Below are 20098 nucleotides of genomic sequence, written 5' to 3'. Positions count from 1 at the left end.
TCTTGCGCTCGCTCGCGAAGGGCGAGGCGATCACGCAGGATACGTCCACGCTCGAGAATCCGGCCATCCTCGAGCAGTTGAACCGCTCGATGTGACATCGCCCGCCACGGCGGGCGTATCGCTTCAACGCGGCGCCGCGGCACGGCCGCGATCCCGTTTCCCACGCCGGGCTCGCGGCCGCCTTCGCGCCGGCGACAGGCATCGCCGTGCGTTCCCCGACGGCACGGCATGCAGGCGGCTCGCATCGCTTTCGCCGCCTTTTCAATTAGTCGTACGTATTACAACACTCACAAAACGGAGACAGACGATGAAGAGCAGGACATGGACGATTTGCGCGGCGCTGTTCGGCGCGGCCGCCAGCACGAGCAGTTTCGCGCAGAGCAGCGTCACGCTGTACGGCGACCTCGACGCCGCGTTGCTCTATACGAGCCGATCGCTCGATTCGGCAACCGGCGGCAACGCCGGACGTCAATTCGCGCTGACCGACACGGGCATGACGCCGACCAACTTCGGCATCACGGGTACCGAGGATCTCGGCGGCGGGCTGCACGCGAGATTCAAGCTGGAGAGCGGCTTCAACATCACGGACGGCGCGTTCGGCCATTCGAACGGCAACTTCTTCGGCCGCCAGGCGTGGGTCGGGATCGACGGCGGCTTCGGCGAAACGAAGGTCGGCCTGCAGTTCTCGCCATTCGTGCTCGCGATACTCGGATCGGATCCGCGCAACGTCTCGCACTTCGGCGCCGCGCTGGTGCCGTACGTCGACAACGTACTCGTCACGGGCCTCTTCAACCCGAACGCGATTTCGTACACGAGCCCGACGATCGCCGGGCTGACGGCCAGCGCGATGTTCGGCTTCGGCGGCAAGGCCGGCGACTTCCAGGCGGGACGCCAGTATTCCGGCAGCCTTACCTATACGAACGGCGGCTTCATGCTCAACGCGGCGCTCTACGACGGCAACAGCGGCACGTCCCCGACGCCGGTGCCGAGCACGGTCGCGTTCGTCGGCCGCACGATCGGCGCCGCCTACACGTTCGGACCGGTGACCGGCAAGGCGTCGTTCACGAGCTACAAGGTCGCCGGCTCGTTCAGCAACAACGTGTACAGCGCCGGCCTCGACTATCGCGTCACGCCGGCCCTCGACCTGAACACCGGCGCGTGGTACACGACCGACCGCAACGATTCGCACAACCATTCGCTGCTTGCCGCGGTCGGCGCCGACTACAGCCTGTCGAAACGAACGGGCCTGTATGCGCAGGTCGGCGTCGTCAACAACCACGGCGCGATGAACACGGGCCTCGGCATCACGGGCGGCGCGTTGTATGGGTTGCCGGGCACGACGGTCGGCGTCAACGCCGGCATCCACCACGTGTTCTGATACAGCCCCCGAGGACGGGCGGCCACCACGCGCCGTCCGTCCGGCCACGGAAACGTCGCGCGAACGTGGCGCAAACGCGCCCCTCCCGGCGCCGGTCCCGCCATCCGGCACGCCGATCTCGATGTTTACCCGACCTCAAGTCCGCGGCCGTACGGCCGTCAAGTCAGGAACGCATACCCAACATCCGCCGGGAACCCCGCGCGCGTGTCCTCAAGGAGACCCACCAACGTGAACTTCTTCGGAATCGGCCGCGGCCGCCGTTCGTCGCGCGCGCTCGTCGGCGACATCGCCGAGCAGGCCGGCCGGCTCGGCATCGAGATCTGCGACGTATCGGGCCACGTCGAGGAAGTCGCGGCCCGCGTCGCGCGGCAGGCGGAGGTCTGCCACACGCTGCGCGAATCGGCCGCCCTCACGCTGCGCGGCAATCACCGGATCGCCGAGGCCGCGCAGCAGGTGCGCGACGTCAGCGCCAACGCATCGAACGCGGTCCGGCAGTCGCAGCAGACGATCGAGGCGTCGCTCGCCGACATTCACGGCCTCGTCGAGGGCGTCACCACGATCAGCGACCAGATGGGCGCGCTGCGCGACGCGCTCGATCACGTGCGGGCCGTCTCCGAGGAGATCTCGGTGATCGCCCGACAGACTCACCTGCTCGCGCTGAACGCCGCGATCGAGGCCGCGCGCGCCGGCGAATCCGGCCGCAGCTTCGCGGTCGTCGCGGCCGAGGTCAAGAACCTGTCCGCGAAGACCGGGCAGGCCACGGCCCAGATCGAGACGACGCTCGCGCGGCTCGCCGAGCAGACCGAGCACCTGCTCGCGGAAGGCACCGACAACGCCGCCCGCGCGCACCGCGTGCGCGAGGGCACCCGCACGATCGGCGAGGTCGTGCACGCAACCGGGCACGCGATCACCGAGCTCGCGGGCGAGGCCGAACAGATCGCATCGCTGACGGACGAGATCGAGGCACAGTGCCACCGTCTCGACGAGCAGGTGGGCGAGATGGCGTCCGGCGTCGAGAACTCGGCCGACAATTTCTCGCAGGCCAAGGACCGGCTCGGCAACCTGCTCTCCGTTTCCGAAACGCTGATCGAGCTCACGGCCGCGACCGGCATCGAATCGCCCGACACGCGCCTGATCGACACCGCGCGGAGCACGGCCGCCGCGATCAGCAAGCTATTCGAGGACGCGGTCGGCCGCGGCGATATCGCGCTCGACGCGCTCTTCGACACGCACTACGAACCGATTCCGGGCACCGACCCGCAGCAGTTCATGACGCGCTTCACGGCGTTCACCGATCGCGTGCTGCCGGCCATCCAGGAACCGGTGCTCGATCTCGACGAACGGATCGTCTACTGCGCGAGTTTCGACCGGCAGTGCTACCTTCCGACCCACAACCGGAAGTTTTCGCTGCCGCAGCGCGCGGACGCCGCCTGGAACGCGGCGAACTCACGGAATCGCCGGATCTACACGGACCGGACGGCGCGCATGTCCGTGTCGCACGACAAGCCGTTCCTGTTGCAGACCTATCGGCGCGACATGGGCAACGGCCAGTTCGCGCTGATGAAGGACGTGTCTGCGCCGATCGTCGTCGGCGGACGGCCATGGGGCGTCCTGCGGATCGGCTACAGCGTCTGAACCGGCGCAAGCGGGCCGCGCCTACTGCTCCAGCCCCACGCCCAGCGGCCGCTGATCGCTGCGCCCGTGGTCATCGACCACCCGCACCGTATAGCTGCCGGCCGTGCGCGGCTGCCAGAACAGCGCATCGCCGGGCACACTGCGGCCGACGTACGCGTCGTTGACGAACCAGTACAGCGCATGCGCGCTCGCATCGGCGGTCGCGTTGAACGCGATGCGCGTGTCGTCGGCGGTCTTCACGCGCATCGCATACGTACTGCCGCGCAGCGGCGACGTGATGCGCGGCGGATCGCCTTCGACCTGCCCGGCATCGCGACAATCCGCATTCTGCGGCGGCCGCCGGCGCGGAATGCCGGCTTGCGCGAACACCTGCTGCAAATCCGACGGCCAGAACTCGAAGATCTCCGTATGCGTGCGCTTGCCGTCGTACGGCGGGCACGCGGCCTTCCCCGTCGCGTCGTCGATCACGACGGGCCGGTGCACGGTGCTCACCCGAATCGGCGACGTGCCCGGAATGAACCACGTCCAGCCCTGCTGCGGACACCACTCGTTCGGCAGATCGCCGCTCGCGAGGCAAACGCGCACGCGCTTCAGCCGCGGCGGCACCGAGCGCGGCGGCTCGACGAGCGTGCGTTCCGCGTTCATCGCATCGACGACCTGGAAGAACAGCGGCGCGGCCGCATCGACACCGACGAACGCGGTATTGGTCGAATTGTCGAAATTGCCGACCCACACGACCAGCACGTACGGGCCGAACACGCCGGCCGTCCACGCATCGCGAAACGACCACGACGTACCGGTCTTCCAGTACACGGGCACGCTCGATGGCTGCGCGCCGCTCGTCTCGTCGGGACGCAGGTGCTGGCGCAGCATGTCCATCGTCATGTAGCTCGCCTCGGCGCTCAGCAGGCGCCGGCCGGGCAGCGCCGGCTCGTCCGCGCGCAGCCGCAGCGGACGGAACTCGCCGCGGTTCGCGAGCATCGCATACAGCGCCGCGAGATCCTGCATCGTCACTTCGCCGCCGCCGAGCACGAGCGCGAGCCCGTAGTGCCGCGCGCTCGCGAGCCGGCGCACGCCGGCATCCTGCAGGAACCGATACAGGTCGGGCGACTTGAGCTGTGACGCGACCCACACGGCCGGCACGTTGCGGCTGCGGTTCAGCGCATCGGTCGCCGTGATCGGCCCGAGGAAATGACCGTCGAAATTCTCCGGCGCATACGGTCCGAACGCGGTCGGCACGTCGCGCAGCACGGTCTGCGGATGCAGCACGCCCTGGTCGAAGCCGAGCGCATAGATAAACGGCTTGAGCGTCGAGCCCGGCGAGCGCCGCGCAAGCGTGCCGTTCACCTGCCCGTCGATCGTCCGGTCGAAGAAGTTCGCGGAGCCGACCAGCGCCTTCACGCCCATGTCGCGCGTATCGACGAGGATGGCCGCCGCATTGCGCACGCCGCGCGTATCGTTGCGCGCGACATAGCGTGAAATCTGCCGTTCGAGCGTGCGTTGCAGGTCGAGATCGAGCGTCGTCGCGAGCCGCGCGCCGCCATCGCTGTCGCGGTTGCCATCGTCCGCCGCTCCGCTCGACGTCGTGCGCCACGCGCTGCGCGCGGCAAGCGCCTGGTCGACCGCATGCGGCGCATCGAACGGCAGCGCGGACAGCGGCCGCATCGCCAGCGGCAACGCGAACAACGGCTTCAGCGATGCATCGGCCGGGTGCTTCGTCAGCCAGCGCGCATACAGCCGGTTGCGCGACGCGGCCAGCGCCCGGTTGATCTCGTCCTGCCCGCCGCGCACGCGCCGCGCCGGGTCCTGCGGAATCACCGCGAGCGCGAGCGCTTCGGGCAGCGTCAGCGCGTCCGGCATCCGGTCGAAATAGACGACGCTCGCGGTGCCCGCGCCTTCGACGTTGCGGCCGTATGGCGCGTCGTTCAGATAGGCTTCGAGAATCTGCCGCTTCGAGTAGAACAGTTCGAGCTGCACCGCGCGTGCGACCTGCTCGAGCTTGCCGGCCGGCGTGCGCGTGTTCAGCTTCCACAGCGAGCGCGCGAGCTGCATCGTCAGCGTCGAGCCGCCCTGCGGATTGCCGCCGCGCACGTAGGTGATCCATGCGCCGCGCGCCAGACCGTACGGGTTGAAACCCGGATGCCACCGGAACCATCGGTCCTCGTGCAGCATCACGGCTTCGACGAGCTGCGGCGACATCCGCTCGAGCGGCACCCACAGCCGGTAGCGGTCGTCCTTCGCGAGCGTCAGGCGCAGCAACCGGCCCCGCGCGTCCGTCACCGCGACCGATGACGGTTTCCAGTCGCGCAGCGGCGGATGCGGCCATAGCCGGCACGCGGCCAGCGCGCCGAACACGAGCAATGCGCCGACGAGCCAGTTCTGCCAGCGATGCAGCCAGCGGCCGGCGCCGTGCAACGCGCGCCGGAGCACGGATGCGTCAGCCACGGCCGGCCGCTCCTGGCGACCTGCGCGGCCTGCCACGCCGGTGCAGCCGCCTCGTCATCGCACGCGCTCCACCGTCAGCGCCGCGCCGCCCGGCGCCTGCGCCTGCACGCGGCGGTCGTACATCGATTCGCCGTAGGCCGGCGGCGCAATGAAGCGACCCGCATTGCTGGCCTTGATCCGGTAGACGAACTCCCGCACGTCGGCCGTCGCGGTGCCGTAGACCACCACGCGATCCTCGCGGATATCGGCGAACTGCGGCTGCCACGTCGAGCCCTTCACGCCGATCGGCGAATGCCACGGCGCATCGGCCACCGGCGCCGACGCACTGCCGTCGCCGTTGCCGTCCTCCGTATCGGTCACGGGCGGCGGCGCGATCACCGGATCGAAGCCGCCCGGCAGCAAGTCGACGATCGCGACGTTGCCGACGTTCGCCGAACCGGTCGCGCGAATCTTCATGTGCACGTCGATCTCCTGGCCGAGCGTGATCCTGGCGAGCGGCTTGCCGTCCGTATCCGTGTAGTCGCGCACGATTTCCAGCCCGTTCTTGATCGCCTTCGTCGACGTGCCGCGGTCGTAGCCCGACTGGCTCGCGACCCACCAGGCCGGCAACGCGCTGCCGTTCACGAAGTCGACCCGCGACGCGCCGGCCGCCCACGTGCCCGAGCGTACGAGGTTCGCCTGGATCGACGATACGTCCTTCGGCGCGGCGCCCGCGCGCACTTCATTGATCGCGAGCTGGTCGAGCTGCCCTGCGTTCGATGCCGCGTAAGCGTCGAGCGCGAGAATCGTCATCGCCGACGACAGCGTGTTGTAGCGATTGTCGACGAGCGGCGCGGCGAGGTTGTCCATCGCACGCGGCGACAGCTTGCGCACGCGCTCCGGGAAGTGTTTCGCGAGCAGGTACAGCACGCTCGCGTCGCGCGTCAGCGGGTCGATGTAGTAGCCGGTCGAATCATCGCCGTCCGACGCGCGCTTGCGCTCGAGCAACGCCTGCGGGCCCGCGATCAGCGCCGCGGCCTCCTTGTCCTGCTTCAGCAACTGATACGACGCGGCGAGCCACGCCGCCGCGAGATCGTTCTTCCAGTCGTTCGGATAGGCCGCCTGCAGCCGCTTCTGCACGGCCGCGAGGTTGTTGGTCGTCACGTTGCCCTGGCGCGTGAGCAGGTACACCGCGTACGCGCGCTGCCGCAACAGGTCGAGCGAGCCGAGCGAATCGTTCGCGGCGAGCCGCTGCAAGTACGCGTTGCCCGCGTCGAGCATGTCCTTCGGCACCGCGACGCCGCGGTCGCGCGCATCGAGCAGCACGTGCATCGCATACGCGGACACGAACGGATCGGCATCGGGCGTCGCACTCCACAGGCCGAAGCCGCCCTGTGCGTTCTGCCGGCTGCGCAGCACGCCGAGGAACTGCGCGATCGCGCTCGCATTCGTCGCATCGACGCCGGCTTCGGGCGCATGCATCGCGCTCGTCAGCGCGCGCACCGACAGCCACTTCGCCGCGAACATGCGCGGTACGGCCGCGCTCACCATCTGCTCGCTGCACGCGTGCTCGAAGTTGACGAGATACGACGACAGCCCTTCGGACAGCACCAGCGGCGCGGTCGAGATGCTCGCGTCGCGCGACGCATACGCGTCGTACATCGACCGCAGGTTCGGCACGCTCACCTTCCTGCCCGGCTCGAGCCGCGCGATGTCGAGCTGCGTGCGGAACGCGGCGGCCGGCCGCACCGACACGTCGACCCGCTGCTGCGCGCCCTTCGTGCCGTAGCGCGCGCCGAACGACAGCGCGCCCGAGCCGAGCGTGTCGGTCGCCTTCACGCGGAACAGCGCGACGCCTTCGTGCTGCGGCGCGAGCGCGACGTTCTGCGTCGCCGGCCCGATCACCTGCAACTGCGGGCCCGTCTTCAGCGTGACCGCGACCGGCACCGGCTGGTTGCCGACGCCCGTCAGGTTGTTCGCGACGCCGACGCTGACGTCGGCCTCGTCGCCGGGCGCGAGCGTCGTCGGCACGTTCGGCGACAGCACGAAATCGCCGCGTACCGTCGTCGCGCCTTCGAACGTGCCGACCAGGTCCGGCGACACCGACACGGCCATCACGCGCAGCTTCCCGTTGAAATAGTCGGGCACCGTGTAGCTCAGGCGCGTGTCGCCGTTCACGTCGACGATCCCCGACCAGTAGACGACCGGCTTGTCGCGCTTGCGCTTGAACGGGTTCAGCTGGCGGCCGATCGCATCGTCGGCGTCGCCGCCGGGCGCGGCCATCGCCATCAGCTTCTCGAAGTCCGGCAGGATCAGGTCGAGGATCTGCGACGTGCCGACTTCGAGCATCCGCTTGCGGAAGAAGAACTTCAGCGGATCGCCGAGCTTGTAGCGCGCGACCTGCAGGATGCCCTCGTCGACCGCGAACACGACGACCTTCGCCGGCTTCGCCGAATGCACGACGAAATTGACGGTATCGCCCGGCTTCACGAGCGCTGGCGCATCGACGCTCACCGCGTTGCGGCGCGCGTCGAGGTTCACCGAGAACGGCACGACGCCGTAGCTCAGCGGGCTCATGAAGATCTCGTCCGACGACGGATCGCGGATGGTTTGCACGTTGATGTAGCCGTTGCCCTCGAAGCCGGCCGGCACCGTGATGTGCTGGATCGAGCTCGTCGTGTCCGCGTGGAACCACGCGTGCGCATACACCTTGTCGCGCTCGATCGTGATCAGGCCGCTGCCCGCGTAAGGCGCACGGATCGCGATTTCCACCTGCTCGCCCGGCTTGAAATCGTGCTTCGCGAGGCTCACCTGAAGCTCCGCGTTACGATCGAGCGAACGCGTGACGTTCGCGGCGCCCGTGACCGAATACTCGATCCGGTTCACCGCGGCGCCATCGGCGCGGCGGATCACGAGCGCGTAGCTGCCCGGCTTGTCGGTGCGCAGCGCGTAGTCGAGCCCGGCTGCCGGAATCGACAGCGGCTTCTCGTCGACCGGTACTTCCTTCAAGCGCGAATCGTATTTGTACGCGCCGGAATCCTGCCTGGTCAGCACCGACACGTAGCGCTGCTCGACGAGCTGCGCGCGCAGGTCCTTCACGTCGATCGCCTTCGCGCCCGGATCGATCGCGACGAGCCGCACCGTGCGCGGGCTGCCGCGCTTCACGTACCCGAGATCGTCGACCGACTTGTAGCCGACGAGCCAGTCGTTGTTCGACACGAGCGTCTGCGCGTTCGCGGCGACGTTGCGCCCGCCTTCCGCTTCGTATGCCTTCGCCTGGAAGTAGAGCTGGTAGGTCGCGTCCGCGTACTTGTCGAGATCGAGGTCGAACTCGGCATGGCCCTTGTCGTCGGTCGTGCCGTCCTGCAGCGCGGTCGTGTAGCCCTCCTTCGCGCGGCGTGCGTCGAAGAAGTGATAACCCTGCCAACTGCGGAACGACGGCCACACGGGGCGCAGCGTCAGCTTCGCCGCGACGCGGCGTTTTTCGGCCGGCGTGCCGAACAGGTTCTGCGCATCGACGAGGCCCTTCAGCCCCTTCGGCTTCACCCATCCTTCGACGACCTGCTGCGACAGCTTCGCGTCGACCTTCATCCGGTCGGGCAGGAATTCCTTCACCTGCACCGTCGTGCTGCCGATCGGCTCGGCGCCCGGCTGGCCGTCCTTGACGATATACAGGTTGACGGTCCACGTACCGGTCGGCGCCGTTTCGGCGGTCGTGTAGCCGAGCTCGGTGAAGCCCGTCGCGTCGACCGTCACGGGCTTGCGCTCGACGGTCATCCCGCGCGGGTCGACGATCTCCGCCTGCAGCGGCACGCCGGCCGGGCTGCGCGCCCAGCTCGCCGCGCGCACGATCAGGCCGATATGGAACGGATCGCCGGGCCGGTACAGCCCGCGATCCGAGAACAGGTACGCGGACAGTTGCCCCTGGCCCGTCGCGTTGCGCTCGCCGTCGACGTCGAAGCGCGAGAAGTCGAGCTGACGGTCACGGCCGGCCACCGGCAGGAACGACAGATCGGTGTCCTTCTTCACGACATACAGTTGCGGACGCTTCTCGCGGTCGAGCCCCTTGAACGCGGGGAAATGCACGACGCCGTCGGCGCCGGTCGTCTGCGAAAACAGCGCCTGGCCGTTCACCGCGAGCACCGACACGGTTGCGCCAGCAACCGGTTTGCCGGAGCGAATCGACTGGATGAACACGTCCTGGCTGCCGTCCAGCGCCTTCTTGACCAGCATCCCGAGATCGGTCACGACGATCAGGCGCGTGTCGCCGAGCGCGTTGTCGCTGTCGTCGCCGTTGCCGCCGCTGTCGCCCGAATCGACGTTGTCGGATGAATCCTGGCCGCCGTCGCCGGACGCCGAATCGCCGTCCTTCGCATCGTCGGCTTTCTTCTTCTCGGCCGCAGGATCGTACTTCGACAGATGCAGCAGGAACACGCCGCGCTTGTCGCCCTTCAGGTACTGGCCGAGGTCGATGCCTTCGTAATGGGCACGGCCGGGGTCGCCGGCCGGAAACGCACGGGTCTGCACGAAGCGCTCGACGATGTGATCCTCGCTGAACGAATACGACAGCTCGGGCCGCGCGTACGTGCCGTTGTTGAAGCTCACGAGATGCTGGATCTGGTCGGGCAGCACGCGGCCGATCTCGACCTTCATGCCCGGCAGGTTGCGCGACACGACCGACAGCCGCTTGCTGCCGCTCATCGACAGCAGCGAGCCGTCGGCCATGAAGCGCAGCAGCTTCGGATAATCGGGCACCGTGAACGCGTTCGTCACCGGCGCGCCGAGCCGGTAGCCGCCCGCCGATTTCAGGTCGCCCTCGAACCGCACGACGACGCGCTCGCCCGGCGTCGCGCGGTACTTGAAGCTCTGCAGCGTCGCGTAGTCGTTCTCGGTCGGCACCGCTTCGAGCGGCAGCGGCTTCGACTGCTTCAACACCGCGTCGCTGATGTCGGCCACGTTCCATTCGTACGGCGGATCGTCGTCCGCCTGCTCGACGCCCGGCTTGCGCTTGGGCAGCACCCATGCCTTCGCGCGCGCGGCCAGCTCGGCGCCGCGCACGCCGTCGGAGGTTTCGGCGACGAGCACCTGCTCGGGCTCGTAGCGCTCGTTGTCGACGAGCGTCGGCGCGATGTTGTCGATCGTCAGGCTGTACAGCCCCGGCACGCCGACCGATGCGTGCAGCACGTCGGGCGTGCCGTTGCCGCCGCGCGCGCTCTTCACGCCCTTGTCGACGTCGAGCCGTGCCGTCAGCGGATCGCGCGGAATCTCGAGCGGCTGCGAGTAGACCCACGCGCTCGTCTTCATCTTGTCGTAGTTGACGGTGTAACGCAGCGGCGACACGGTCTTGCCGTCGCGGCCGACCAGCACCAGGCCGATGCGCTTCTCGAACTCGGCCGGATCGACCGGGTAGTTGAAACGCAACTGCAGCAGCGCCTGCTTCTCCGCCGGATTGTCGGGGTTCTGGTAGAACTGGTTGTCGCCGAACGTCGCGGCGAACGCCGGCACGTCGAACGCGAAACGGTCGTCGTGCATCGTTACCTGCGGCGCGAACACGCGATGCACGGCGAAGCGCACCTCGACGTGCGTGCCGACCGGCCAGTCGGCCGCCGGCGTGAAGCGCAACGTCTTGTCGTCGACCCACTCCCACGCGCCCTTCAGCGCGGGCGTCATCTCGATGCCGTCGCCGGCCGGCTTGCCGACCTGTTCGATCGGCGCGGCCGATCGCGAGAACGCCACCTCGAGCGGATGCACGGTGATCTTCGGCTTGTCGGAGTCGTCGACCTCGTAGGTCGTGATCGCCGGCGCCTTCACGGTGAAGCCGACGGTTTCGGGCTCGGGCGGCTTCGGGCGATGCTTGAACCAGTAGCCGCCATAACCGAGCGCGGCCGCGAGCAGCACGATGCCGCCGGCATGCCACGGGCGGCGGCGCACGGCCGCGGCGGTGACGCCCATCCACGCAGGCGCCGTCCACGACACGTCGCCGACCAGCGGCCGCAGCGCGCAGCCAAGCAGCCAACAGACGAAGCCCGCCAGGCGAATCGGCAGGAGCAGCAGGAAACGCAGCAAATCCATTTTGTTATTTCCTTGTCAAGGACATGCTGCCCAAGCGGCAACCTTCCCCGAATCGTTATGGGTCTTGTGACGGCGCGGCCCGGTTGCGCCGTGAGTACTTGGTATCGACCGGATGCTGGGCGCCATTATCGATCAGACCCGAAACGATGGAAACAGCTGTGTGCCGGCGCGCAACGCCGGCCGATACCCGACCTCTGCGCGCGGTCGCGCCGCGTTCGCTAGAATGCGCGGCTCGGCAGGATCGAACCGAAATGAAAGGAAACCGCTTGAAACTCCCGTTCGAATGGCAGATCGGGCTGCGCTACGCGCGCGGCGGCCGGCGCTCGGCCGGCGACGGCTTCGTGTCGTTCATCGCCGGCGCCGCGATGGCCGGCATCGCGCTCGGCGTGGCCGCGCTGATCGTCGTGCTGTCGGTGATGAACGGCTTTCGCACCGAGGTGCGCGACCGGATGCTGTCGGTGCTCGCGCACGTGGAAATCTTTTCGCCGGCCGGCGCGATGCCCGACTGGCGGCTGACCGCGCACGAATCGTTACAGAATGCTTCGGTGCGCGCCGTCGCGCCCTATGTCGACGCACAGGCGCTGCTGACGAACGCAGGCAACGTGACGGGCGTCGCGCTGCGCGGGATCGATCCGGTGCTCGAGCCGCGCGTGTCCGAGATCGCGCGCAAGCTGAAGACGGGCCGCCTCGACGCGCTGGTGCCCGGCGAGATGGGCATCGTGCTCGGCGCCGCGCTCGCCGACGCGCTGCAGGTGAAGATCGGCGACCGCATCACGTTCTTCGCGCCCGGCAACACCGCGCGCCTCGGCGACGCGCTGCCGCGGTTCCGCCAGTTCAACGTGGTCGGCACGTTCGAGTCGGGCCACTACCAGTACGACAGCGCGCTCGCGTACATCCACATCCGCGACGCGCAGCAACTGTCCAACGTGAGCGCGCCGACCGGCATCCGGTTGTGCATCGACGATCTGCAGCGCGCGCCGGAGATCGCGCTCGCGCTGTCGCGCACGCTGTCGGGCAACCTGTACATCCGCGACTGGACGCGGCAGAACCGCACGTGGTTCGAAGCCGAGCGGCTGCAGAAGCGGATGCTGTCGCTGATCCTGATGCTGATCGTCGCGGTCGCCGCGTTCAACCTCGTGTCGTCGCTCGTGATGACGGTCACGCAGAAGCAGGGCGACATCGCGATCCTGCGCACGCTCGGCGCGCCGCCCCGCTCGATCATGAAGATCTTCGCGATCCAGGGGATGACGATCGGCCTCGCCGGCACGCTGGCGGGCGTCGCGCTCGGCTGCGCGATCGCGGTAAGCATCCCGGTGGTGCTGCCGGCGATCGAGCAGTTGCTCGGCATCCGCTTCCTGACACCGTCCGTCTATTTCCTCAGCGCGCTGCCGTCGAAGCTGTCGGCGCTCGACGTGATCGAGATCGCATCGGCCGCGTTCCTGATGTCGTGCGTCGCGACGCTGTACCCGAGCTGGCGCGCCGCGCGGGTGCGGCCGGCCGACGCGCTGCGCGACGAGTAGCCGCGAGCGGCTCGATTGGCGCGGCGTTACGCGATCTCGTGGAAACCGACGCTGTTGCCGCCGTCCGGCGCGTAGGCGGCGAGCACGTCGAAGCCGACGTTGACAAGTTCCGCGCGCATCCCGTAGGACTTCTTGCCGGATGAGTCGACGAAGATCGCCGCGCCCGACGACAACTGGCGCGCGGTATTCAGCAGCGCGAGCGTGCCGCGCGCGGTGCCGGCCGATGGCTCGATCGTCAGCGTCGTGCCGTCCTGCGTGGTGAAGTGCCCGCCCGGCGGCACGGGTGGCGGATTGTCCGCGACGGAGCGGTTGAGCAGGCTCATGAAATGAAAGCGCGCATCGGCGCCCTGGCTCGCCGCCGCGCGCTCGCTGTCCGCGAACGTGTCGCCGCGCACGGCCGCGCGTTGCGCGGCGATATCGACCGCCTGCTCGTGAAAATCGCGCATCGCGAGCACGAGGCCGGCGTTCGCGTTCAGCGTCGATTCGACCCACGCGCGATCGCTGTCGGTCAGCGTCTTCGATACGACCTTGATCCGGCCGTCGTCGGTCACGAAGTCGAATGGCGCGTCGGCCAGATCGGGGCGCTTCGCGACGATGTCCTGCAGGCTCGTCGCGAGCGCGTCGGTGACGCCGCGCAGCTTCATCGTCAGGTCGCCCACCATCGACAACTGTTTCGCCAGCGCCGCCTGCATCGCCTGCGGATCGACTGCCCGAACGCCGATCGGCTCGTCTGGCGACGCGCCGGACGCGGTCGTGTCCGATGCCTGGCGCCCGTCGAGCACCGCCTGCGCCATTTGCGCGAGCGACAGGTCGCCCGCCGCCGTGACTGGAATCGTCATTGCCCTCTCTCTCGTTTTCAGCCTGTTTTTTGCAGTTTACGGACGGATTCCATGGAAGTTGAGGTCGCCGGCCACACGCATACAGAAACTTTGTTTGATTTAAGCTAAAAAAGTTTGACACGCGCATTTCACTGAGATAACTTTTGCGCAAGCTTCCGGAAAGCAATCCCGGCCAACAGCGTGCCGGATCGCGTCGCGCTTTCCTGCCGTTGCAGCACCGCCGTTCGCAACATTTCCGCCTCTTCGCATCGTGCCGTTCCGTTTCATCCGAAACCTGAAGGGAGCTCGGGCATGCTTCTGTTTGATTCGCACTCCTGCTTTCGTATCGAACCGCCGCACTGACGCATTCCGCTCGGGGGCGATGCGCTCGCCTCGACGCCAGCCGGATGCGCGCCGCCTGACGCACGCCGGCATCGGGCGAGATCCCCTTCCGTCTCGCCCGCCGTTTTTGATGGTGCAGTTCCGCTTCATCCGATGCAGTACCCGGCCAGGCCGCAGGGGGCGTATCGCGAGCCGACCGGTTCCACACAATCACAAGAGACGAGGTCGCTGCAATGAACATTCATCGAACCGGATTCCGGCGCGCGTGGCTGCCCGCGCTCGTGGCGGCCGCGACGCTCGCCGCGTGCGGCGGTGACGACGGCGGTAGCGTGGCGGGCGTGTCAGCGCTCGCACAGGGCCAACAGGAGGGGGCCGCCGCCGCGGCCGATCAGTCCAATACGCAATCGCTCGCGTCGCGCTTTTCACCGTCCGGCGTCCCGTACGCGAATCCGGCGAGCGGCGGACGCTACAAGCCGGTGATCAGCAACGGCCAGGTGCAGCCGTCGCTGTCGGGCGGCACGATCGAGGAGAACGCGTGGGTCGACACGCCGGTCGATTCCGACGGCGACGGCACGCGCGACCGCATCCACGTGCGCATCGTGCGGCCGGCCGAGACCGCGAACGGCGCGCGCACGCCGGTCATCGTGCTCGCGAGCCCGTATTACGCGGGGCTCGCCGACAGCCCCAACCACGACGTCGACGTCGAACTCGACGGCACCCCGCATCCGGCCGCGACCGCCGGCGCCGCGGCATCGGCGTCCACGCGCATCCTGGCCGCCGCACCGCAAACCCGGATGCTGCAGCAAGTCGAGGCGGCGGCCGCCGGCCGCTCGTGGATCGAGAGCTACTTCGTGCCGCGCGGCTTCACGATCGTCTATGCGGATTCGCTCGGCACCGCCGGCTCGGACGGCTGCCCGACGATCCTCACGCGCGACGAATCGGTCGCGATGGCGTCGGTGATCCGCTGGCTCGGCCGCGACGCGACCGCGAAGGACGCGAACGGCAAGACGGTCGTCGCGAACTGGTCGACCGGCCACGTCGGCATGTACGGCGTGTCGTACGACGGCACGCTGCCGAAGATGGTCGCGAGCCTGCGCACGCGCGGGCTCGACGCGATCGTGCCGATCGCCGGGCTGTCGAACATGTACGGCTACTACCGCTCGGGCGGCCTCGTGCGCGCGCCGGAAGGCTATCAGGGCGAGGATGTCGACGTGTACATCAAGGCGCTGCTGACGAACGCGCATCCGGAGCGCTGCACGCACCTGATCGACGAAGCGCTGCAGCAGGAAGACCGCAAGACCGGCGACTATTCGCCGTTCTGGGCCGCGCGCGACATTCCGACCGCGTTCGCGGTCGCGCCGGCGCTCGTCGCGCAAGGGCTGACCGACGACAACGTGCGCGTAGACCAGTCGACGTCGTGGTATCTGGCGATGCGGCGCCAGGGCGTGCCGACCCAGCTGTGGCTGCATCGACTGAAGCACACCGATCCGACCCGCGTGCCGGGGATGGCCGACGCGTGGACCGCCGAGGTGAACCGCTGGTTCACGCGCTACCTGATCGGCTACGACAACGGCGTCGAGCAGGATCCGCGCGCGGTGATCGCTCAGGCCGACGGCTCGCTGCTGAAGGAAGCCGACTGGGCCGCGCGTCGCGCCACGCCGGTCACGTACTTCGCCGGCGGCGACGGCGCAACCACCGGCACGCTGCTGCGGCAGCCGACCGGCGGCCCGCTCGCGCGCTTCACCGACGATGCGCGCATTCCCGCGCTGACGCTGGCGAACACGGCGACCGGCGAAAACCGCAGCCGCTTCGAGACGGCCCCGCTGACGGCCGCGGCACGCCTGTCCGGCACGGCGACCGCGCGCGTCAGGCTGACCTTCACGGGCGTGGCGAACGTGACGGCGCTGCTGGTCGACCGCGCGCCGGACGGCACGGCGACGATCGTCACACGCGCATGGACCGACCCGCGCAACCGGCTGTCCGAGTGGGTGTCGCAGCCCGTGCTGCCCGGCATGCCGTACGACCTGAAGCTGACGTTCATGCCGCGCGACTACAAGCTGGAAGCCGGCCACCGGCTGGGGCTCGTGGTCCTCTCCAGCGACTATGAGGCGACGCTGCGGCCGACGCCGGGCACGGGGCTGACGCTCGATCCGGCCGGCACGTCGGTGACGGTGCCGCTCGCGGCTTCCTGAGCCGCGGCAGCCCGCGGTACCCCCTCGACACGATCCGGGATGCCGGTACCTCCGCATCCCGGATCGTTTCCCATCGTCCGGCTCGATTTTCTGTTTCTTTAAAAAGGCCGCCCCGTCGGAATGATCATTCCGCATTTCGTGAATCAAGCGATTCTTTGAATCGGAAAATGAAACAGCATTCTGTCGCTTGACATCGAAACCCGATCGACTAGATTGGGAAATCAATAATCCGGAAATTCGTAACCGGTTGCCCTCGGGGATTCCCTTTGCCTGTATGCCGTTTCCAGCCCGACCGGCGGCCGCCGAGTCGCGGCCCACGGTAATCGCTCGTCTTTTTTGAATCGGGTGCCGCTGATTTTCTGTCCTGGTCGAGGAAAGGGGATGTCGCCCGCTTCGATCATGCAACCGTGATTCGGCAGCAACCGCGCTCGCCGGACACGGAAGTCCGGCTATCCCGTGCATGGCGTCGTACCCCCGCCTCGGAGAATGGCTATGAGCAATATCGGCACGGACACCGCCGTCGGATCGGGATCGCCATTGAATGGCCGGACCGTCAAGCCGTTCGCTTCGATACGGGGCCGGGAACGAAACGATTACGAGTCGCGGGTCGCACTGGCTTACCAGGACGACCCGGAAAGCTGGAGCAGCGTGATCGGCGATCGCCTCTGGTTCCAGTTCGGTATCTATGACCCGGCCCGATCGCCGGAGCCGATCGGCCTCGACGAATCCGGCCTCAGGTATTTCGAGCGGCAACTCGAGCTCGCCGGCCTGGATAGGCCCGGCCGCCAGCCCGTCGAGCGGATACTCGACATCGGCTGCGGCTGGGGAACGGTGCTGCGGGATCTGTCCGAGCGGTTTCCCGACTGTCATCGCCTGGACGGCATCAACATCAGCGAACGCCAGCTCGAATACTGCGCCGAAGTCAATGCCGCGCGAGCCTTGTCGGACCGCATCAACCTGTTCCGGTGCAATGCGCTCGATATCGATTTGCTGCCGGATTTCGGGCAACCCTACGACCTTGCGATCATGCGCGGGGTGATTTCCCACTTCCCCTACGATCTTTTCGAAATCGTGATGGCCAAATTGCGGCAACGGCTGTCCGCGAACGGAACGGTCATCGTTTCGGACAATCTGTATAACGTCGACCTGCAGGACTACCGGTCCGATACGCCCGATCTCGTCGACAGGCTGGCATGCAAGTATCGCAAGACGCCCGCGTACCTGCGCCAGGTGTTCGAGCAGAGCGGCTTTGTCGTCCACGACATGAGAATCCTGCCGGACCGGATGGACGCGACGCGCTGGCTGCTGAGCGTGCAGGAGAACATCGAGCGTCATTTTCCGCGCGGTGCGGTCGGCGCGCTGGAAGAACTCCGCGTGATGTGCGAGAGCCTGGCCGTCGCCATCGTGAAGCGCCAGGTTTCCATCTACAGCTTCGTGCTCAGGCGCGATCGCTGAAGGCCGCCGTTTCCGGCCCCCGACCTCGAGCCGAGAATCCGCCATGAAAGAGATTCCCAACTTCGTTCGCGATCTCCCCGGCCTGCCGAAGCCGGGGGAAAAAATCTTCCACCCGGACTTCCATCTGCAATTGAAGCCCATGTGGCATCCGCGCCACGACGAGGCGGAGCGCCGAATCGCGCTCACCGACAGCCCGTACATCCTCGCGTACTACGGTAGCCAGAAGGCGGTCGAACATTATCTGGCGCAAAGCATGCCGTCATTCGGCGGCCTGTGCTACCCGCACACGCGAGACGACCGGATCTACGATCTCGAACGGATGATGAGCATCACCACGCTGATCGACGACACGATCACCAACCCCGACATGCTGGACCAGGCGCACAGGCGCGCGACGTTGCGGCAGCATTACTTCGACGCGATCGCCGGCGTGCGCCCGCCGGACAGCGCCCCGATCGCGCAGTTGCTGTACGAGGGGCTGCTGACCGTCAAGGAACAGTTGGCGTCGAAGCCCCGCGTCTGGCAACGGCTGGAGGAATCGCTGCGTACCTTGATCGTCAGGCAGACGGATCCGTTGGCCTTGAAGATGGACGAGCTCACGTTCGACGCCTATCTGGAGATGCGCCGCATCGACAATTACGGGGAATGGGCAGCCATCATGACGGAATACGCGATCGACGTGGACATGACCGATCACCTGGCTGCCGACCGGTCGCTGGCGGAAATGAGAACGGCCGCCATCGATTCGATCACGCTGGTCAACGACCCGTATTCATTCCGGAAAGAGATTCATATCGCCGATTCGGTCAATTCCGTCTGGCTGCTGATGTACCGCGACGGCCTGACGCTCCAGGACGCGCTGAACAAGCTGGCCACGCTGGTTGCCGAGAACGAACGCAAGCTGATCGCCGCGCGCGACCGCGTCCTCGCCGGCCCGCTCGGAGACGACGCGGATGTGCGCGCCTACGTGACCGAACTCGAGCATCTGGCGTCCGGCAATGCCGAATTTCACGCGATCAGCACGCGTTACCACGGCAGGGATTTCAAAGGAAAACGGTTCATTTCGGGCGAGGTGACCATTCGGCCGCTACCGTCCACCGATGAAGTGGCGGCCGCGGATCTCGCGGGCGGCCGCCCCGCAAGCTGATTCGATCGATGACGGTGCCGGGTTCGGTTCACGAGGGCCTGCAAGGCGTGCAAGCGGTCCGAACCGCCCCGTCTCGCGACCGGCGCGACCGCGTTTCGCACCGGCAACACCGATCGCCGCCTACACCGGCGTCAATACCGGCTGCCCTGCGAAATGCCGCGCCGCGTTGTCGAGAAACTGCCGCACCGAACGATCGAGCGCCTCGGGCGACCAGCCGCCCATGTGCGGCGTGAGCACGACGCTGTCGAGATCGGTCAGCGCACGCGGCGGCGCCGGTTCGCCTTCATACACGTCGAGCCCCGCGCCCGCGATGCGCCGTTCGCGCAGCGCGTCCGCCAAAGCAGCGGTATCGACAACGCTGCCGCGCGACACGTTCACGAGGAAACCGCCCGGGCCGAGCGCGTCGAGCACCGCGCGATCGATCAGATGTCGCGTGCCTGCACCGCCCGGCGTCGCGACGATCAGGAAATCGGCCCACTGCGCGAGTGCGTCGACCCGGTCGAAATAGCGGTACGGCACCGGCTTCTCCGAGCGGTTGTGATAACCGATCTCGATGTCGAAGCCGGCCGCGCGACGCGCGCACTTCTCGCCGATCTTGCCTAGCCCGACGATGCCGAGCTTCTTGCCCGACACGTTCGGCGGCATCGACAGCTCGTCGCGCCACACGCCCGCGCGGGTTTTCGCATCGAGCTGCACGACGTTGCGCACCGCCGCCAGCAGCAGCGCGAACGCGTGATCGGCGACGCAATCGTCGTTGGTGCCGGCGCCCGTCACCACCGTGATGCCGCGCGTCTTCGCATGCACGACGTCGATGTGTTCGTAGCCCGCGCCGAGCGCGCTGACGAACGTCACGCGCGGCAGCCGGTCGATCTCGGCGGCGCTCAACCCCGTGCTGCCGTTGGTCAGCACCGCTCGGATCGTGCTGCCGTGCTCGGCGATCGCGCGTTCGCGCGCATCGGGAGTCGGCGCGTAACGCACGTCGAACGACGCGGCGATCTCGCGATGCGCGTCGCCGCGCAGCGCGATGAGGACCAGCAGCTCGGGCTTCATGTCAGCAAATGTCCGCAGGCGGGAGTGAATTTCAGTGTAACAAGCCCGCACGATGGATGCGGGTT

Annotated in this window: 10 protein-coding genes; 6 read left to right on the top strand and 4 right to left on the bottom strand. The window is 67.7% G+C overall.

The genetic code is table 11. The features are described 5' to 3' along the window. The first annotated feature begins 307 nt into the window (after positions 1-307). Together C5F75_RS18340 and C5F75_RS18335 are read left to right on the top strand one after the other, a co-directional pair. Positions 308-1378 (top strand): porin, encoded by a 1071-nt coding sequence (locus C5F75_RS18340; RefSeq protein ID WP_104012540.1) that lies wholly within the window; start codon positions 308-310, stop codon positions 1376-1378. A gap of 228 nt (positions 1379-1606) precedes the next feature. After that, positions 1607-3013: a methyl-accepting chemotaxis protein gene (locus tag C5F75_RS18335; RefSeq protein ID WP_059575353.1), complete on the top strand. Its 1407-nt coding sequence runs from the start codon at positions 1607-1609 to the stop codon at positions 3011-3013. 21 nt (positions 3014-3034) lie between these two features. Here C5F75_RS18335 and pbpC read toward each other — a convergent pair whose 3' ends face one another. Next, positions 3035-5458, bottom strand: coding sequence for a penicillin-binding protein 1C (gene pbpC / locus C5F75_RS18330; RefSeq protein WP_104012539.1), 2424 nt, complete (start codon positions 5456-5458; stop codon positions 3035-3037). 54 nt (positions 5459-5512) lie between these two features. Further along, positions 5513-11509 carry an alpha-2-macroglobulin gene (locus C5F75_RS18325; protein ID WP_104012538.1) on the bottom strand — a complete coding sequence of 1999 codons (5997 nt, stop codon included), beginning with the start codon at positions 11507-11509 and terminating at the stop codon, positions 5513-5515. A gap of 251 nt (positions 11510-11760) precedes the next feature. Between C5F75_RS18325 and C5F75_RS18320 the strand changes: the two genes are divergently transcribed. Continuing rightward, the gene (locus tag C5F75_RS18320) at positions 11761-13029 is read left to right on the top strand and encodes a lipoprotein-releasing ABC transporter permease subunit (protein WP_104012537.1); all 1269 of its coding nucleotides are present in this window, start codon (positions 11761-11763) and stop codon (positions 13027-13029) included. Positions 13030-13055: 26 nt separating this feature from the next. On the opposite strand, the gene C5F75_RS18315 is transcribed toward C5F75_RS18320, so the two are convergent. After that, complete coding sequence (locus C5F75_RS18315; RefSeq protein WP_104012536.1) at positions 13056-13868, bottom strand: hypothetical protein; 813 nt, start codon at positions 13866-13868, stop codon at positions 13056-13058. Positions 13869-14422: 554 nt separating this feature from the next. On the opposite strand from C5F75_RS18315, the gene C5F75_RS18310 reads away from it, so the two are divergent. The 3 genes from C5F75_RS18310 to C5F75_RS18300 all read left to right on the top strand — a co-directional run bounded on the left by C5F75_RS18310 (position 14423) and on the right by C5F75_RS18300 (position 18983). Continuing rightward, positions 14423-16381, top strand: coding sequence for a Xaa-Pro dipeptidyl-peptidase (locus C5F75_RS18310; RefSeq protein WP_104012535.1), 1959 nt, complete (start codon positions 14423-14425; stop codon positions 16379-16381). A gap of 492 nt (positions 16382-16873) precedes the next feature. After that, positions 16874-17836, top strand: coding sequence for an SAM-dependent methyltransferase (locus tag C5F75_RS18305; RefSeq protein ID WP_099317796.1), 963 nt, complete (start codon positions 16874-16876; stop codon positions 17834-17836). Positions 17837-17879: 43 nt separating this feature from the next. Beyond that, a complete protein-coding gene (locus tag C5F75_RS18300; protein ID WP_146075214.1) occupies positions 17880-18983 on the top strand; it encodes a terpene synthase family protein in 1104 nt (367 codons plus the stop codon). Between the two features lie 120 nt (positions 18984-19103). On the opposite strand, the gene C5F75_RS18295 is transcribed toward C5F75_RS18300, so the two are convergent. Continuing rightward, positions 19104-20033, bottom strand: a complete 930-nt coding sequence (locus tag C5F75_RS18295; RefSeq protein WP_059575365.1) for a 2-hydroxyacid dehydrogenase — start codon at positions 20031-20033, stop codon at positions 19104-19106. Between the last annotated feature and the right edge of the window lie 65 nt (positions 20034-20098).

The organism is Burkholderia anthinoferrum (assembly GCF_002925705.1).
Classification (GTDB): domain Bacteria; phylum Pseudomonadota; class Gammaproteobacteria; order Burkholderiales; family Burkholderiaceae; genus Burkholderia; species Burkholderia semiarida.
The sequence above is the reverse complement of the archived record's forward strand: the minus strand, read 5'-3'. Positions and strand labels throughout refer to the sequence as shown.

Bases quoted from the DNA above. Each gene is read 5' to 3' on its own strand.
- C5F75_RS18315 (WP_104012536.1), bottom strand. From the start codon at position 13,868: ATGACGATTCCAGTCACGGCGGCGGGCGACCTGTCGCTCGCGCAAATG.
- C5F75_RS18300 (WP_146075214.1), top strand. From the start codon at position 17,880: ATGAAAGAGATTCCCAACTTCGTTCGCGATCTCCCCGGCCTGCCGAAG.
- C5F75_RS18310 (WP_104012535.1), top strand. From the start codon at position 14,423: ATGAACATTCATCGAACCGGATTCCGGCGCGCGTGGCTGCCCGCGCTC.
- C5F75_RS18305 (WP_099317796.1), top strand. From the start codon at position 16,874: ATGAGCAATATCGGCACGGACACCGCCGTCGGATCGGGATCGCCATTG.
- C5F75_RS18340 (WP_104012540.1), top strand. From the start codon at position 308: ATGAAGAGCAGGACATGGACGATTTGCGCGGCGCTGTTCGGCGCGGCC.
- C5F75_RS18295 (WP_059575365.1), bottom strand. From the start codon at position 20,033: ATGAAGCCCGAGCTGCTGGTCCTCATCGCGCTGCGCGGCGACGCGCAT.
- C5F75_RS18320 (WP_104012537.1), top strand. From the start codon at position 11,761: ATGAAAGGAAACCGCTTGAAACTCCCGTTCGAATGGCAGATCGGGCTG.
- C5F75_RS18325 (WP_104012538.1), bottom strand. From the start codon at position 11,509: ATGGATTTGCTGCGTTTCCTGCTGCTCCTGCCGATTCGCCTGGCGGGC.